Source organism: Pseudoalteromonas sp. KS88 (genome assembly GCF_004766475.1).
In the GTDB taxonomy this organism is placed as follows: domain Bacteria; phylum Pseudomonadota; class Gammaproteobacteria; order Enterobacterales; family Alteromonadaceae; genus Pseudoalteromonas.
This window is the reverse complement of sequence record NZ_PYHV01000023.1, coordinates 56,752-74,116: the sequence shown is the minus strand read 5'-3', so window position 1 is coordinate 74,116 and position 17,365 is coordinate 56,752. Positions and strand designations below refer to the sequence as shown.

Sequence of the window (17,365 nt, the reverse complement as noted above, 5' to 3'; positions counted from 1 at the left end):
TTTAAACAACAAAGCCTCTTTACCGCCATCAGGTTTTTCTTATATGGTCAGGCAATTGCTCATTCCCCCCCTAGGTTTAATTAGAACCTCATGTTATAAACTTAACTTTAGAGTAATAAGCAGGAACTGTAATGGGGCACAGTCATGATCACAGCGCTGAAAATAACAATAAAAGTGACTACCAATTAGCTTTTGCTGTTTTTATTAATGTACTCCTTACAGCTGCACAAGTTGTAGGAGGAATTTTTTCGGGCAGCTTATCCCTCATTGCTGATGCACTGCATAACTTAAGTGATGCAGCCGCAATTTTCATTGCTTTAATCGCCCGAAAAATAGGGAATAAAATAGCAGATGATAACTACCATTTTGGCTATAAACGTGCAGAGATTTTAGCCACATTACTAAATAGTACAACGCTTATCGTCATCGGTGGCTTTTTAATTATTGAAGCCATAAAGAGTTATTTTAACCCCACCCCGATTGATGGTTGGATTGTAGTGTGGGTTGCAGCAATTGCGTTAATAATTGATTTGGCAACAGCAGTGCTTACCTACTTTGCTGGGGCAAAAAAAAGTATCAATATACGAGCGGCTTTTATTCATAATGTTTCAGATGCAATGGCTTCGGTGGTGGTTATTGTTGCCGGTACCCTCATCATACTTTATCAATGGTATATAGTAGATTTGCTGGCAACAATATTGATATCTGCTTATGTGATTTATCATGGCGTAATTTTACTTATGCAAAGTTGTCGAATTCTGATGCAAGCAGCCCCCGCTGACTTCGAACGCCAAAACATAATATCAAATTTAACTAGTGAGTTTTCATTAAGCAAAGTACTTAGTTTAAAAGCATGGCAATCTGATGATAATACAACACACTGTGAACTAGTCATTTGCGCTGACAAAACCCCAGACTTAGATGCTTTAAAATCCTATTTACACAATAACTTTGCTATTGAGTACTGTATTATCGAAATAAGATAATCACAGCTCTTTAAAATGTATTTAATTAGCCAGTTCGATAGAATTGAAAATGCATCGTACTATCATTTATACTCGCTCATCTTTATTTAACAAACTATAGGTGAGCAGTTGAAGCTGTGGTTACGTCGTACTCATTTAATACTGACTTTGATCAGTGGGTTATTTTTAATATGTTTGAGCGTGACGGGTGCATTATTAATTTATGCTAAGGACATTCAACGCCTAATCAACCCTGATTTTTGGACAGTGACTCCCGAAAAAACCACAATCGCCTACCCAGCTCTTATCAATACGATTGAAGTTCACACTAAGCAAAAAGTCACCATGCTTATGCCTGAGCAACAACCACAATTTGCTTGGCAAATACAACTGTCTAACAAACAATACGTAAGCGTAAACCCTTATAACGCTGATATCCTTCTAAAATATGATTATTATTCAACCATCTATGGTTTCACCATGGCTCTGCATCGTTGGTTACTTTATGAAGATAGTGATGGTCAAAAGCCACTTAAAAATTGGGTTTCTATATGTGCATTGATTTTCATAATAAACATGCTCATTGGCGTATATCTATGGATAAAACCTAAAAACCGCATAAGGCGGCTTGTCATTAAACCTAAAGCCAAATTACGAATTTTGCTGTATCAGTTGCACACAGTACTGGGCGTTTATTTATTTTTAGTGTTAATTTTAATAGCGTTCACAGGAATGGCGTTTAATTTTAAAGATGAAACAAAAGCAGTACTTGAGTTCACTACACAAAACACTGTTGAAGCTCGGCCAACAGCACCAACTTTAACGGTACCAAAGAATATTAACCGTGATCAATTCGCAGTTGCCCTAGAAAATGGCTTATCTGTGTTTCCTAAAGGAGTACTGTTTCGTATTTATTTACCAAAAGAACCACATTACGCAATTGCTTTACGAATTAAAAATCCTGGTGAGAGTCACGCCTACAGCTGGGTATGGACCAATCAATACACAGGTCAAGTGCTTCAAAAGTATGACGCATCAAAAGCTAACTTTACAACACAAGCATGGAACTTTAAGTATAAATTTCATATAGGTGATTTTGCAGGTTCATTGCTACAAGCACTGTGGTTGCTGCTTGCATTATTGCCACTGTTGTTTTCGATTTCAGGTGTCTATTTTTGGTATAAGCGGCATTATCGTTAATACCGCTTATATACCCAAGCCACCTCAAGATGCAGAATTCAGCGTTTCACAGGGGCTTAATATCAAGGCGTTACTTTGCAAGAATGGCAGTCCCTTTTAAGAAGTAACAACGTAGAGAGTAAGTCTCTGTGAAACGCCCTATGGGTTGGTTTAAAAGCAATTTAAACTGCGTTATAGATTTTAACAATAGAACCACTATTACTTGCAATCTATGCCTTGCCTAAATCGCTTTTAATCCCAACTGGAACTCGCATCTTGAGGTGGTTTGGGTATACGCACTGCATACTTACAACGTTGCAGATATAGATGTCGCAAAGGGCTTAAGTAATGTTTCTGCTTTTTCAGTTTTTTCACCCGAATCAGTATGAACAATTAGCACCCATTTTCCTGTGCTAGTTGCTTTTCTAACGTTGTTGATCAACGGGTCATGATCTGGACGAATTGACATAAGACCAGCCACTAATAGAGCAATAAAAATAGTCACAGTACTTATACCTGCGTAAGTTTCGAAAACAAAGTTTTGAATAAACCCCACCCCAATAAATAAAAAGGCCGTGCTTATGACTAAGCCTACAACTAAACCAATAACACCAAACACAATGTGGGTTTTGAGTAAGGTTTTACCTATATTTTTATCCTCTGGCTCTACCTTTTCGCCAAAATTGTTATCATGAGGAGCAATAAAATTTATGTTGCTTTGCTCAAATTGCGCATCTTGACTTAAAGTTTCGAATCCCCTGTTAGCCTGTTCTTCACTTTCAAAAACAGCGGCCACTTTAGTCGCATGATCTTCATTACTACTGGTTACCATGTTTCACCTCCAAGTGAATTAGAGCAATTTTAATGAATAAATTACGCTATTAATAAAACGTACTTACACGCTAGCAAAAAAAATACCGAACAAAGCAACTTTAAATAAAATGACACCGCGACCTAAATAAAACCTCGAAGATTAATTGTAAACCATTGTTTATGAATAACATTAAAAAAACATTTAAATATCAATAACAGCTAAGTCTTCTTTTAAATTGTCGCTTTACAACAATCTTCAGTCATAACATCAAGTAAATCATACACAATAAGGTAAATGTTGCGTTATGTATCAACCCCGTTGAAATAGTTAAAAGATACTTATCAAACACCTTTAAATGTCAGTAATAAAAATAATTATCATTCATATTGCCTTTACAGTTCTTTGCATTTACTATACCGCCCATCAAGTTCAGCCTATTAAATACAGTAATAAGAAAAAATAAGGATCTTCATGTTTAAAACCTCTCTAACCTTACTGGCACTTGCTGTTAGCACCACAACCTTTGCTGATGACACTATTAAAAAAGAGCAACTAACGGATGAACAAATGGAGCGTATTGTTGTTTCCGGTAGCCGTGTTTTTGAGAGCATTGATGAGGTCCCTGCATCAATTACCGTTATTAATCAAAAGCAGATTGAAGAGCATTTAAAAGTTAACCCTGAACTACAAAGCCTGCTTGCGCAAATGGTGCCGGGCCTCGCGCCTGATACTGGGAGTTCAAGTAACACAGGTCAAACACTGCGCGGCCGCGCTCCACTGGTGATGATTGACGGTGTGCCGCAATCAACACCATTGCGTAATGGTTCTTTAGGCATTAAAACGCTCGACCCAAGTGCCATAAGCAGAATAGAGGTTATCAAAGGCGCAACCTCTATCTACGGCAATGGCGCTTCCGGCGGTATTATCAACTACATAACCAAACACGCTAAAAGTAATGATAAAACACAGGGCGAAATCAGCCTATCAAGTCGTTTTAGCGCAGTAAAACTAGAAGAAAGCGCTGGCGCAAGATTGTCAGCTGCCATAAACGGTCGCGCTGACAAATTTAGCTATTTAGTAACGGCAAGCTATGAAGAAAACGGCGTTCAGCGTGATTCGCAAGGCGATATTCTAGGTCTGCAATACGGCTTGTCCGATGCGGTTACAGAAAACTATTTTACAAAACTTGGCTATGATTTTGACGACGAAAAACAGCTACAATTTAGCTATAACTACTTTAGTTCACAGCAAAAAACAGACCTTGGTGATGTAAATGGTGATATGAGTTTAGGTGAAAAAACCTACGCAATTCATGTACCACCAGAATTACAAAAAAAAGGTAAACCACAAGGCCCTGAAGGCAACGAAAATATTACCCTAAAATACACAGATTATGCATTATTTGAAAACACCCAAATGACGCTAGATCTCTATATGCAAGATATAGAAAACGTATTTTTCTTCTCACCAAACCTCGCAAACCCTGAGGAAAACTTCGATGGTGGCCAATCAGTCATCAGCTCAGACAAAAAAGGCGCGCGTGCTACATTTAATACACAAGTAGACTTCGACACAATTGAAGCTTCTTTTATTTATGGCATTGATGCATTAAATGATGTCACTTCACAACCACTGGTAGATGGTCGTGTTTGGGTTCCTGAGATGGATATGAAAAGCGTTGCGGGATTTCTACAAACTAAATGGGTAATTGCGAATGACCTTATTGTCAAAGCAGGTGTTCGCCAAGAAAGCATTGATTTAAGCGTAGACGATTACCGCACACTCAAACTATGTAAAACGCCAACTCAATGCTCAATACCGATCAATGTAAAAGGTGACACCATTGATTACGATGCTACAACTTATAACGTTGGTATTAAATACAACCTTAGTGAAAAATTCAGCCCATTTATAAGTTACTCGCAAGGCTCTGATATATCAGATGTTGGGCGCCTACTTCGCGCAGCAACAGTAAACGATATTGGGCTTATTCAAACCCAGGCTTCAATTATCGATAATTACGAAATTGGCTTTAACTCACAGTTTGAAAACCTACGTATTGAAATCGCAGCCTATCGCAGCACCTCTGAACTAGGCACAACTAACAAATTTAACGAAGTGACTGGTGTATATGAGCCAGTACGTGCACCACAAGAAATTTGGGGCTACGAAACGCTAGTAGATTACACAATTGCCTCAAACCTTAAATTACTGGCAACCTATAGTTATGTTGAAGGTAAAAATACCGAAGCAGATGTGTACTTAGGCTCAAAACAAATAAGCCCGCCAAAAGCAACAGCAAACTTAAACTGGCAACCTGATGATAAAACATCACTGACACTGAGTTACCTACATGTTAGCGATAGAAAGCGCTTTGCACCAAATGACGATGGCAAGTATGTTGGCGATCAAGGTCCCGTCAACAGCTACAATATTTTTAACTTAAGCGGTCAATACAAATTTGACGATAACTGGCAGGGTTTTATAGGCATTGAAAACTTACTCAATGAAGACTACTTCCCTACCCGCGCTCAGTCATATACATACGGCGGCTATAATATAAAAGGCCTCGGTACAACCGCTACTGTCGGTGTTAAATACCAGTTTTAATACTCTGCTTCTCTAACTCGTTCATTACACAGAGTAAAGAACGAGTTAGATTAGACCTTAAGCAATGCAGCAGAAATATAAATCGTAATCTGTTCATAATTAAACCAACAATGCAAACTTAAACGAGAATCAAAATCAATAGTAACCAACTGATTTAAAAGGAAAATACTTGCAAAAAGTGATTTTTGTACTACACTACCTACAATCAATCTTTTAGAAGGTCACAATTATGAAAGGTAATCAAAAAGTTATCGACAGCTTCAATAAGTTATTAGCCAATGAGCTTGCAGCCATTGACCAATATTTTATCCACTCTCGCATGTATGACGATTGGGGTTTAGATAAACTTTATGTTCGCCTAAATCATGAGATGGAAGAAGAAAAAGATCACGCCGATTGGCTTATCAAGCGCATCTTATTTTTAGAAGGTGTTCCAAATATGACAAAACGCCGTGACTTGATTATTGGTCATGACGTTAAAAGCATGATGCAAAACGACTTAACTCTTGAACTTGAAGTTGTTGAATGTGTTAAAGAGGTTATTGCTGTTTGTGAACAAGAAAAAGACTATCAGTCTCGTGAAATCTTAGAAAAGCTGTTATTCGATACAGAAGAAGATCACGTTTACTGGTTAGAGCAACAACTTGGCTTAATTGATAAAATTGGTAGCCAAAACTATCACCAATCACAAATGGGCGAATAGGAGCAAACACATGAAAGGCGATAAAGACGTAATTGTTGCACTAAACAAAGTCCTAGCAAATGAGCTGGTAGGAATTAATCAATACTTTTTACATGCACGCATGTTTAAAGATTTTGGTTTTAGTGTACTTGATAAAGCTGATTACAAAGTGTCTATTCAAAAAATGAAAAATGCCGATCGTTTAATCGAACGTATTTTATTTTTAGAAGGCTTGCCTAATTTACAAGATCTTGGCCGTTTACGCATTGGTGAAAACAGCGAAGAAATGATCAACGCTAATATGAGCTTTGAACTCGATTCACTCGATGATCTTAAAGATGCAATTAAACTTGCTGAAAGCAAACAAGATTATATTAGCCGCGAAGCACTTGATAACATTTTAAACGAGCAAGAAGAGCAAATCGATTGGCTTGAAACCCAGCAACAGCTTATTAAAAGCACGGGTATTGAAAACTACTTACAATCGCAAATGTGAGCAGATTAAAAACAAAAAAAGCAGCTTAGGCTGCTTTTTTTTGCTTTGTAACTAATACTGTAGCTACGCAACTTGATCTGTAATATCAGCTATTTCAATAAGCTTACGATTAAGGATTTTTTTAGTACAGCAACAACATTTACCGCACTGACTCCCGACCTTAAGCTCTTTACTGAGCTCACGCATCGTCATCGCACCTTCGTCGATTGTTTGTTCAATTTTTTTATCTGTCACACCGTGACATAAACAGATATACATGAATACAAACCACTCTCAATTACATTTGAGTCTGTATATTAATCTAAACGCTAACTGTTCGCAATTAGTTTTTAAAATAAATTGAGAATTATTTTTATTTGTGGCCAGCGCCACTTAAATTGAGATTTATTGATCCTATTATGGCCTTAAGTTGTGCCATACAAATCGAGATTAAATTATCTTACTAAGCCTCAAAACGGTGCCATTCATGTCGAGATTTATTGATCTCATGATGCTCTTAAACTTAAGCGAATAAACTAGACAGCCACTTTAATTGAGCAAATAAAACAGTGCTATTAAGTTTACTCTTTTGGGCTAAAACTTATCTATTTTCTATTACCACCTCTAAATCGTTTATTAAGTAAGCGAATAAACTAGACAGCGAATAAACTAGACAGCCACTTTAATTGAGCAAATAAAACAGTGCTATTAAGTTTACTCTTTTGGGCTAAAACTTATCTATTTTCTATTACCACCTCTAAATCGTTTATTAAGTGAGCGGTTATCGCTGTTAAACCTAGATTACACGCACGAAAACAACTGCATGAATGCAGTTTTAATTCTTTATCGAAGACTTTTAAACTTTATGCCAGTAGCTTTTCGCTGTTGCTAACGTTGCTACGCCGTTTTCTGTTCAAGTTTTCACAGTAACTCTCTTGTGAGGTCCTCCTACCTACTGCGCCATGAAATACGCGCGTAAATTGCGTGGTCAGTTTTAACCAGTTTTCTGAGGATATATTTACTCTTTCTAGTAAAGGTAAATGTGTGCTTTCAATATACCCGCGTTTGCCTTCTCGTATACAACGCCCTGTTAATTCAACTAGTTCAAGGTAGGATTTAAGTTCAAACGGTAACCCTTTTGGCATGATTTGACGTGGCATGCCGGCAAAACGCAATAGTTTTTTTGGTTGCTTGCTTTTTGTTGCGCTTTCAATGCGTTTTTGAATACTCGTATGTGATGACTCTTCTGGCGTGTTTGCCATTTTTGATCTGATAGGATTTAAATCAACGTATGCCATACAGGCGGCGAGTGCGGCTTCATCAAGCAAGGCTTGTGATTTAAAACGGCCCTCCCAAAATCGGCCTGTGCAGTTATCTTCTTTATTCGCTTTACGCGCTATATCTTCATTTAACAACCGCATAAACCAGCTAATACTTGATAAGCGTTCGCGATACTGTGTGACCGTTTGATTAAAAAAGAGGAGCTCTGCTTTACTTAGCTTTTCTCCTTGCACGTATTTCTGCGTTAGCAAGGTGCCTTTACACAGTTTATGCCAGCGAATAACAATCGCTTTATCATTAAGTCTGTTGGCTTTTTTATCATCAACATAGAGTACCAAATGGGTGTGGTTACTCATTACAGCATAAGCGCACACATCAATACAAAATACCTTGCCTAACTCTAACAGTTTATCTTCAACCCAACCTCTACGGTGCTCGTATGATTGGCCTGTAAAATGGTCTTCGCCACATAAAAATGCACGACGAACGCAACGTGAAATACAGTGGTAGTATTTTGTATCTGTCAAACTTATTTGACGTTTTCTTGCAGTAGCCATATTTCACCCAGTTTAATTTTCATACTAATTAAACGTTAGTAAAAAATTGCCGAAATATAAACTTTAAGATGGGTGTCTACTTTATTGTTTTAAGTTTTCTAAAACTTTAAAGAAAAGTTAAATAGAACAATATGCGCTCAGCGCTCATGAATATATGCGTAAAGAGCAGTTTAACCAATCAATTAACGACGATATTTAGCCAATCCCAATGACCGGTTATCGCTCTAGGCGGACTTTGCCCAAGTGCCATAAGCTGCCTTTTCGGTTTAACTCTTTTCTGCCCCATTATGAGTTAGAAGATAATTTTTCGGCGATGAAATCTACAAGTAACTTTGATATGTGTGAATGAAAATTTATTGCACGATAATGAATGAATATTGTCAGTGGCGATAAATCATAATCTACAGACAAAATTTAAGATGGGTGTCTAATTTATTTTCATTTCAATCTATTTTCAATTTATTTTCAAGTTTTCTCCTAGCCCACAGCCGAACTTTAAAAAAATGCCATGAGCTGACATTTACTAATACAATAAAACAGATTAAATTGATGAGAAATAATGGGCGTAAGGGTCGTTCGCAATTAATTCCGGTCGAAGCTTAAAACTCTTTGACGCTATTTCAGCACTTTTTATCCTATCTATACGAAAGATTCTAGGTGCATTTCTAAGATGATCCCAAGCAACAATGTACCAAACAGGCCAAGCGAGCATAAGATAGTGAGACTCTATTGTCCTCGAAGAGCATCTCTTGTTTTCCGAAATATAATTAATATTCAAACAACGTTGCTCAAGAAAGGATTCACATAAAGTCTGTGATATATCAATATTAGCATCTGATGGTTGATACGGTGCTGCGCTCCTAACATGTGTGCTTACAAATATCCGTTTGCGAATTCTGCTTACTCTAGAACGCTGATTTACAGGAAATGCTTGATATAACTTCTGCTTGATTACTTCCAAATTGCTTGTCATGAAGGGAAGATTTAGTGATTCAACTATTGAGAGCGCCAGTAATAATTCAATCACCTCCTTATGGCTTAACATTAGCCGTTCAATACCCCATCGACCAGCTAAACGAACACCCCCTCCCCGACCTCTATCTGACTCGATTGGGTATCCCTCTTCTTTTAGGCTTGCCAATTCGCGCATCAAGGTTCGTTGACTAACATCTAAGTGTTCTCGTAAATCAGATGTTGTCCAATGCTGTTCAGAACGAAGCAGCCCAAGCAAACGACTTCGCCTTGCAACACGATCTTTAAAATTTGTCTTCGCCATAATTTAATGTGTCAATAAGTGACATATTTACAAATATACTTCAAAACAGCGGCTAGAGCCTAAACTTTTAAAAAGCATTTACCAATTTCACCCGTGTTTTAACAATTGAACTTATTCAGAAAGGAACATTACAAGATGAAGCACTATTACAATTCAATGAGCAGATCAGTTACAACTGATTGGATGTTAAAAGAGCTAGACGAACAACATGAACAAATCAATATTAATTTTTCTGAAGATTCACCTGAATTGCGCGATCTGCAAACTATCAATCCAATGGGTAAATTGCCAACTCTGGTAGATGGCGGAAACGTTATTACAGAAACAGCTGCGATATGTGCATACCTTTCTGATAAATATTTGGATAAGAAGCTCGCCCCTGCTATTGGGTCTAATCAAAGAGCAAAATATTACCGATACCTATTCATTGCTGGAAATACCATTGAGCCGGCTTTAACCCTGGCGGCTTCAAATATGGAGCATCCTAACTCAGCAACAGCTGGATGGGGTGATAAAACGCGAGTCGTTGCGACTATTGAAGCGATGACTCCCCATAGTGGCTGGGCTTTAGGAGATGAGTTTACAGCAGCAGACATCGTTTTCGGCGGATTACTAGATTCTGCGGTTACTTTTGGTATGCTTGCCCCATCACCTAAGGTTGCTGCATATATCTTTAGACTCCAACAGAGACCTGCATATAAAGAAACTCATAACTATTTCGATGAACCGATGTCATAGCGTCTCTGAAATAAAAAATGATTATGTTTCGATGAGAGAACCTCGCGCGCATAAAAGCTTGAAGTATGCGCGTGAGATGTTCGCTATACATTAAAAACAGCCATCGTTATATCTAGAGGTATCTGTTCAAAGCGACTTTGTGATTGAGAGGCTCGACTGACCCCTAATCGGCCTTTGCCGAAGTTCGGCTCAGTGCCATAAGCCGACTATCAGCCGTAACTCGTTTCTGCCCCAAAACGAGTTTAGGCGACGGTCGCAAATGAGCGATAAGCGATCATTGAGATTGGATAAATTTTAAAAATAACCAATATAGCTTATAAATACAGAAATCCAGACGAATGAACTTATCAATAGCGCAATTAATACTGCTGCGGAGCCTAAATCTTTAGCGAGACCTGACAATGGATGAATCTCTAAGCCAACTCTGTCTATTGTTGCTTCTATTGCTGTATTAACAACCTCTGCGAATATCACAAATAAAACAGAGATTAGTAGCATGACCTTTTCGTAAATACCTATCTGCCAAATCGAAATAATAATTAGCGATAAAGCGAGTAAAAAAAGCTCTTGTTTAAAAGCAGCTTCATTTTTAGCAAGCCATTTAAATGCACGCTGTGAATTTTTAAAAGCTAAAACTACTCGATTAATACCTGACGGCTTATTTGCACTATCAAATTGCATTGGAAACTCTCTTTATAGACTTAGGGCCTTACAGGCGTTAAAAATATCGTATTCAGGTTGGTATTGACTGCTGCTTACTTGAGTTAAGCCAAGTAAAGTGTCAAAAATATTGTCGTGTGAAAATACTTTTGAGCGTTGTAACTCAATACAATGATTAAATTTAGAGTTAGCGAGTTTATTACTCCAAAAAATCATTGGGATATGGGTTTGCTCGCTTGGTGCTAATGCATATGGAAACCCGTGAAGGTATAAACCTTTCTCACCAAGTGACTCACCGTGATCTGACACATATAGGAGTGACTTCTTTGTTTCGTTACTTGCTTGTAATACTTTTATCAACTGGCTTAACACCTTATCTGTGTATGCGATAGTATTATCATATGTGTTTGTTAGTTCAGTTGTACTACAGTTCTGAATATCGCTTCGAGAGCAATCAGGTTTAAACAAACTTTCGTGTTCAGGATAACGACGATAATAAGTTGGTCCATGTGAACCTATCATATGTAGAACAACCAATTTATGTTTAGCGTTACTAGTCGCTATCTTGTCTGCTAGTTTTGTAACTAATATTTCATCAAAACAGTAATGACCATCACATAACGGATGTTCTTTATTCGGCTCAATGTTGTCTGATTTGATGCGAACACACACTCCTTTACAGCTGCTGTTATTATCAATCCATGTTACTTCAACACCACTACGCTGAATAATGTCTAGAGCATTTTCTTGACTACTAGCAAGCCGAGAATCATATTCTTTGCGGTTCAGTCGTGAAAACATACAGGGGACTGAAATAGCCGTCGCCGTTCCACACGATGAAACATCACTAAAATACTTTACGCCTAACTTGGGAGTATAAGTATTCGTTGCTCTACTATAGCCTTGTAGTGAAAAGTTAGCCGCCCGAGCTGTTTCCCCGACAACCATTACAGTTAGCGAGGTGCTCGTTTTATTTTTTAAAGTGGGCAAGTTATCGAGTACCTTGAAAGGTAATGGTGGATAAAAGTAATTATTCCTCAGGTATTTATAACTTGCTGTATAGAATGCAAACGGGGTGATATAACTTGTTAGCTGTCGGTTGTTGCGGCCAACAGAAGCGTACTCTTTATAAAAGGGTACAGCGATTAAGGCACAACAGAGCAAAGCTGATAGATTTAGCTTCGTAAAACTTTTTAAACGAACTCTAAAACTCCCAATAATTGTGAACTTGGAAAATAAGTAAGTAGGTACAATCCCCAATAAAAAAATAAATAACACAAGCTGAAAGTTCAAGTATGAAAATGCTTCACCTGAATTTGTTTCAACAATATTTTGTAACATGCTCTTGTCAAAAATAACGCCATAATTAAGTGTTGAATAAAACAAAAATGAGCAAACTAAAACACTAAATAGAAGTATAGCTTTAACAAAAGTAATTAAGGACAACCAACTTAAAACTAAAACAGTCAATGAGAAAAGCAATAAAGGGACCGACGCGATAAAAAGCCAATTTATATGCCCTGACTGTGTTGCAGCCATAAAAGTATTGTATAAAAACAAGCCATTAAATGCGATAACGATATACATTGAAACTAAGCAAACAAATTGGCTGTAACTTACTTGCCAAGACGAAATACAAAATCTTTTAAAAGCAATTTCCATAGTTATTCCTTATCACTACTTTTATCAGCTAAACGATAAAGCTGCTCGGTGTAAGCTAAGTTGCTAAATAACACATGAGCTAGTGCTTTTTCAGTCAACGTTTGATCAACGTTTAGCTGTTCATTTTTTTCTTGTATTTTGGTTTGTTTGTTATAGCGCCAATAGCTGGTTTGTTGATTTGGCATTAGGATGACAGCGCGATCATTTTCTAGGTATGCAAAATTGTCGTAGTACTGCATCATTGCGCGTTCAACTGGATAACTTTTAGTCAGATCAAAGCCCAGCATAGGGGTTGCTTGGTCAATTCCTAAAAGTGACATCAAAGTAACAGGTAGATCAATTTGACTAACGAGTCTTGGATCGCGTTTACTTTTCATATCGCTGTTTAAAATAACAGCTGGTATATGAAAAGACTTCAAAGGGACAGGTTCAGAGCCAAAAACACGCACATCATGGTCTGCCACAACCAAAAATACGGTGTTTTCCCAGTACGACCGTGTTTTTGCTTTATTTATAAATTTACCTAGTGCGTAATCGGCATACTTAATTGCAAGATCACGCTTATAGTTTTCAGGGTTATGTCCTTTGGGTAGCGATACTTTGCCTTGTGGTATATCAAACGGATCGTGATTACTAGAAGTAAATACAAGACTAAAAAATGGCTCTGTCGAATTACTTAATTTAGTCAGTTCTTTATCTGCTTGATTGAATAAGTCCTCATCACTTACCCCCCAAGAGGAGATAAATTGGGGATTATCAATATGGTTGATGTCAACAATATCGTTAAACCCGTTTCCTAGAAAAAAGCTTTTCATATTGTCAAAATGGCTTTCACCGCCGTAGATAAACTGTGTTTTGTAACCTTCTTGACTGAATACATCCGCTAGTGAAAAAAAGTTATGCTGCGATTTAGATAGTTTAACTACTGAGCGAGATGGTGATGGTGTAAAACCTGTAGTAATTGCTTCAATACCTCTTACGGAGCGCGTGCCCGTAGCATAAAGGTTGTCAAACCCCCACCCTTGTTGATATAGCTTATCAAGTTCGGGCGTAATATCTAACCCACCAAGTTCTCCAACAAATCGGGCACCTAAACTTTCCTCAAGTATTATAACTAAGTTTTTTTTAACACCAGACACAAAAGGCTTGTTGTGCGCCAAGGTTGGAATATTTCCAGCGACAAACTGTTTTCGATAAGAAGCTTTTTTGACCGTATCTATAATTTGTTGACGAAGCATTGTGCCATACAAATTACTGGGACTTTTTTCGTTACCCATATTTTTCAGCGCAAACGCAACACTGTAAGTGGAGTTAAGAACAAGTGAGTTTACTAGTGAATCTTGAGAAAAATAGACTAATGCAGGGTTAAGCGGTCGGTGATTTAATGTACCTCTAGCAGCAAATAAGCAGATTATTAAAGCAGCCATTAGAATGGATAAATTGGATGCTTTTTTCAGTGACGGTGGTTGTGTGAATGCTCTGCATAAAAGGCGATAGCTATAAACGCTTGTTAACGAGGCCAAAAGCAATGTACTTAGCATTGCAAAAAGATGGCCATGCACTAACATTGAGAAGACTTCTTGTGGGTAATCAAGGTATTCAATATATAATCGGTTAGGCCTTACATCATATTGATTGATGAATGCAGGTGTTGATGCTTCTACAATAACAACTACAGTTACAACGCAGCTACCGTAAAGTGTAAAAATACGCTGGAAAAGCTCTGTTTTAGGGCGTGCAACTACATGCAGTATCAGTATAAAAACCCCAATAGTTGCTAAGTATCCAATGCTACTTAAGTCTATTCTGATTGCTCCTGATATGATCGGCCAAATATCACCATCATTTAATCTTGAATGTTGCCAAAACAATAAAGCAATGCGGGAAGTTATAAAGATTGATATCAATATAATAGTAAAACGCAACAAGGGTTTTAAAACGGAAGTATTTGCTGTCATAGTTGTGCTCGATCTTAATAATTGCAGCAATACTAAAAACCGAAACTTAAGAAATCCTGAGTCTAAACTTAATATTGGCTAAACTATGGAAACTTAAGCAAGTCTTAAGTAAAACTTAAGCTATATGGCGTAACCTAATGATGAAGATGCATTTCAGGTGAATGATTAACACATGAAGTTATTAATAATTGAAGATTCAGCGTCACTAAGGCGTAGTTTACGAATTGGCTTAGCAAATCTAGGCTTTGCGGTTGATGACACCGGTGATGGTGCACAAGGGCTGAGTATGGCGATGACAGGTGAGTATGAGCTTATAATACTTGATATTATGTTACCGAGTATCGATGGTATTACTTTATTGCAAACCATAAGAACCAAACAGCTTGATTCTAAAGTCTTAATTTTGTCAGCTAAGCAAGAACCTGAAGACCGTGTTTTAGGGCTTTTAACAGGAGCGGATGATTATCTGACGAAACCCTTTTCATTTGATGAGCTCCACGCTCGACTGCTAAATTTAATGCGCCGTGGAGGATTGAAGATGATGAGTGATATCATAACTATTGATAATTTAGCACTGAATTTACAGTTAAAACTGCTAAAAGTTGCTGACAATGTTATCGACTTAACACCCAACGAGTACAAAATTGTCGAATGTTTATTTAGCAATCAAAATAAAGTGTTTAGTGCAGAAAAGCTAAGTACCTACCTTGCAGGGCAATATGATTTGATATCAAAGAACTCGATTGAAGCCCATTTATCATCTGCTCGCAAAAAAGTAAGAGTTGCAGGAGGGGAGCTGCCAATTCAGACCAAACGTGGTTTTGGTTATATTGTACAAGGACAATAATGAAATCTATTCGCAGTAAATTAGTTGTTACACTCTCGGTAACTATAACTAGCTTTGTTTTATGCATTTTGTTGGCAACCGACATTGCTGTTGATAGTTGGATAGATAATGAGTTTGATCGCAGCCTGCAATCCAAAGCAGGTATGTTAATGACCTTAGTACATAAAACTAATGAAGGTTTTTCGTTTAACTTTTCTAGTGAGTTTTTGCCCGAGTTCGAAGGGGAAATAGAGCCTGAGTACTTTCAATTATGGAGCAAAGAAAGTGTTTTTACCCGCTCAAAAAGTTTAGATTTATTTGAAGTTAAAAACCTACCATATGAAAGCTTAGAAATTGGCGAGTCAAAAATACTCCCTATACAATTATCTGATGGCCGAGATGGTCGGGTGTTTTATAGTCGTTTTATACCACAAGAAAAAGACAATACATCAGTAGACACATATAAAAAAACAAATGATGAGCCACTGACTTTAGCTTATGCAGCGTCTTCTGAGGAAGTTGATTTTGTACTTTGGTTGATTGACGTTATTTTTATAGTCACCATAATTACAGTTATTGTATTTATTCGATTATTTGTCAGGAAGGCGATAGATACATCACTTGCGCCATTAATTAAACTCAACCAAGATATCAGTCAGGTAAGTATTACCAGTGAAGGCTCACAGATATTTATACAAGAGCCAGTTAAAGAGCTCTTGCCTATTGTTGAAAGCTTAAATGCTTTTATTAAAGAGAATAGACAACTTTACCTAAGGGAAAAGCGACTTACATCCGATATTGCCCATGAAATAAAAACGCCCATTGCCGAACTTATAAATATGGCAGAAGTTGCTATCAGGTTTCCAAATGAGATTGAGCTCAATGAGGATTTTAAGCCTGAAGCGTTGAAAATAAGTTTACGGCTTAAAAATATCGTGTCGAACTTATTGCTATTACATAAATACAGTAATGGTAAGCTAATCAAACAAGATGCTTGTGATTTAAATCAAGTCATTACCAGAGTCTTAGAAAACACTGATTTATCGCGTGTAAATTTGGAGTTGAATGAGAATGCACCAGCAATTATAAGCAACTTGTTTGCCCTCGAATCAATTATTAGCAATTTAGTTAACAACGCTAAACAATACAGCCCACTAAATTCAAAAATTTTAGTTTCGACAATGATTTCAAAAGAAAAACTTTTATTTTTGTCAGTTACTAACTCCCTTATTGAACCTTTGAGTGATAATGATATAGACCAATTATTTGACCCTTTATGGCAAAAAGACACTTCAAGAACATCGAATGATAACTTTGGATTGGGGTTATCAATCGCTAAAACGCTTAGTAAAGCAATTGATGCGCAATTAAGTGCAGAAGTTAGTGACAGAAAAATCACATTCTCTTTAGCCTTAAACACTGATTAGTTTATTTAGCCCTACATAGAAATAAAGGCTGGGGAATGCAAATATGTGATGAGGCTCCTAAATACTTAATTGTATTGGTAGCTATCAAACAATCAACTCCGTTTCTGCGGCTTAGCAGGGTGTTGTTATCACTATACATTTTACAGATCCGTCCTTCGGCTCTAACTCGTTTTTGTCCAAAAACAAGTTTACCCGACCATCTGCATGCTTTAAGCCTAAATACTGTGAATTGCAGTGGAGTTTGTTAGGTTGTAT

The 17,365-nt window shown here is 37.3% G+C and carries 15 protein-coding genes; 8 read left to right on the top strand and 7 right to left on the bottom strand.

Annotation, left to right across the window (positions count from 1 at the left end; genetic code table 11):
* Positions 1 to 131: 131 nt before the first annotated feature.
* Together C7Y70_RS15535 and C7Y70_RS15530 are read left to right on the top strand one after the other, a co-directional pair.
* A complete protein-coding gene (locus C7Y70_RS15535; protein ID WP_135475706.1) occupies positions 132 to 986 on the top strand; it encodes a cation diffusion facilitator family transporter in 855 nt (284 codons plus the stop codon).
* Between the two features lie 108 nt (positions 987 to 1,094).
* Positions 1,095 to 2,165 (top strand): PepSY-associated TM helix domain-containing protein, encoded by a 1,071-nt coding sequence (locus tag C7Y70_RS15530; RefSeq protein ID WP_135475704.1) that lies wholly within the window; start codon positions 1,095 to 1,097, stop codon positions 2,163 to 2,165.
* 286 nt (positions 2,166 to 2,451) lie between these two features.
* On the opposite strand, the gene C7Y70_RS15525 is transcribed toward C7Y70_RS15530, so the two are convergent.
* Complete coding sequence (locus C7Y70_RS15525) at positions 2,452 to 2,976, bottom strand: ABC transporter permease (protein WP_135475702.1); 525 nt, start codon at positions 2,974 to 2,976, stop codon at positions 2,452 to 2,454.
* A gap of 453 nt (positions 2,977 to 3,429) precedes the next feature.
* Here C7Y70_RS15525 and C7Y70_RS15520 point away from each other — a divergent pair, with 453 nt between their 5' ends.
* From C7Y70_RS15520 to bfr (C7Y70_RS15510), 3 genes are all read left to right on the top strand, one after another.
* Complete coding sequence (locus tag C7Y70_RS15520) at positions 3,430 to 5,568, top strand: TonB-dependent receptor (protein WP_135475700.1); 2,139 nt, start codon at positions 3,430 to 3,432, stop codon at positions 5,566 to 5,568.
* A 229-nt stretch (positions 5,569 to 5,797) separates the two neighbouring features.
* Complete coding sequence (gene bfr, locus C7Y70_RS15515) at positions 5,798 to 6,271, top strand: bacterioferritin (RefSeq protein WP_087531591.1); 474 nt, start codon at positions 5,798 to 5,800, stop codon at positions 6,269 to 6,271.
* 10 nt (positions 6,272 to 6,281) lie between these two features.
* A complete protein-coding gene (gene bfr, locus C7Y70_RS15510; RefSeq protein WP_099296997.1) occupies positions 6,282 to 6,746 on the top strand; it encodes a bacterioferritin in 465 nt (154 codons plus the stop codon).
* 63 nt (positions 6,747 to 6,809) lie between these two features.
* On the opposite strand, the gene C7Y70_RS15505 is transcribed toward bfr (C7Y70_RS15510), so the two are convergent.
* The 3 genes from C7Y70_RS15505 to C7Y70_RS15490 form a co-directional block, all read right to left on the bottom strand.
* Entirely contained in the window at positions 6,810 to 7,004 is a 195-nt protein-coding gene (locus C7Y70_RS15505; RefSeq protein WP_058559189.1) for a (2Fe-2S)-binding protein, read from the bottom strand.
* A gap of 584 nt (positions 7,005 to 7,588) precedes the next feature.
* Positions 7,589 to 8,563, bottom strand: a complete 975-nt coding sequence (locus C7Y70_RS15500) for a transposase (protein ID WP_135475697.1) — start codon at positions 8,561 to 8,563, stop codon at positions 7,589 to 7,591.
* Between the two features lie 541 nt (positions 8,564 to 9,104).
* Positions 9,105 to 9,839 carry a WYL domain-containing protein gene (locus C7Y70_RS15490; protein ID WP_135475696.1) on the bottom strand — a complete coding sequence of 245 codons (735 nt, stop codon included), beginning with the start codon at positions 9,837 to 9,839 and terminating at the stop codon, positions 9,105 to 9,107.
* Positions 9,840 to 9,974: 135 nt separating this feature from the next.
* Here C7Y70_RS15490 and C7Y70_RS15485 point away from each other — a divergent pair, with 135 nt between their 5' ends.
* Positions 9,975 to 10,577: a glutathione S-transferase family protein gene (locus tag C7Y70_RS15485; protein ID WP_135475694.1), complete on the top strand. Its 603-nt coding sequence runs from the start codon at positions 9,975 to 9,977 to the stop codon at positions 10,575 to 10,577.
* Between the two features lie 294 nt (positions 10,578 to 10,871).
* Here C7Y70_RS15485 and C7Y70_RS15480 read toward each other — a convergent pair whose 3' ends face one another.
* Genes C7Y70_RS15480 through C7Y70_RS15470 form a run of 3 tightly spaced genes read right to left on the bottom strand, consistent with a single transcriptional unit; the run spans position 10,872 to position 14,857 of the window.
* Positions 10,872 to 11,258: a diacylglycerol kinase gene (locus tag C7Y70_RS15480; RefSeq protein WP_024599461.1), complete on the bottom strand. Its 387-nt coding sequence runs from the start codon at positions 11,256 to 11,258 to the stop codon at positions 10,872 to 10,874.
* Between the two features lie 12 nt (positions 11,259 to 11,270).
* On the bottom strand, positions 11,271 to 12,899 hold the full coding sequence (locus C7Y70_RS15475) for a phosphoethanolamine--lipid A transferase (RefSeq protein WP_135475692.1): 1,629 nt from the start codon (positions 12,897 to 12,899) through the stop codon (positions 11,271 to 11,273).
* Positions 12,900 to 12,901: 2 nt separating this feature from the next.
* Positions 12,902 to 14,857, bottom strand: coding sequence for an LTA synthase family protein (locus C7Y70_RS15470; RefSeq protein ID WP_135475690.1), 1,956 nt, complete (start codon positions 14,855 to 14,857; stop codon positions 12,902 to 12,904).
* Between the two features lie 172 nt (positions 14,858 to 15,029).
* Between C7Y70_RS15470 and C7Y70_RS15465 the strand changes: the two genes are divergently transcribed.
* Positions 15,030 to 15,704 carry a response regulator transcription factor gene (locus C7Y70_RS15465; RefSeq protein WP_058429029.1) on the top strand — a complete coding sequence of 225 codons (675 nt, stop codon included), beginning with the start codon at positions 15,030 to 15,032 and terminating at the stop codon, positions 15,702 to 15,704.
* Positions 15,704 to 17,110 (top strand): ATP-binding protein, encoded by a 1,407-nt coding sequence (locus C7Y70_RS15460; RefSeq protein ID WP_135475688.1) that lies wholly within the window; start codon positions 15,704 to 15,706, stop codon positions 17,108 to 17,110. The genes C7Y70_RS15465 and C7Y70_RS15460 overlap by 1 nt, the downstream gene beginning before the upstream one ends.
* Positions 17,111 to 17,365 lie beyond the last annotated feature (255 nt).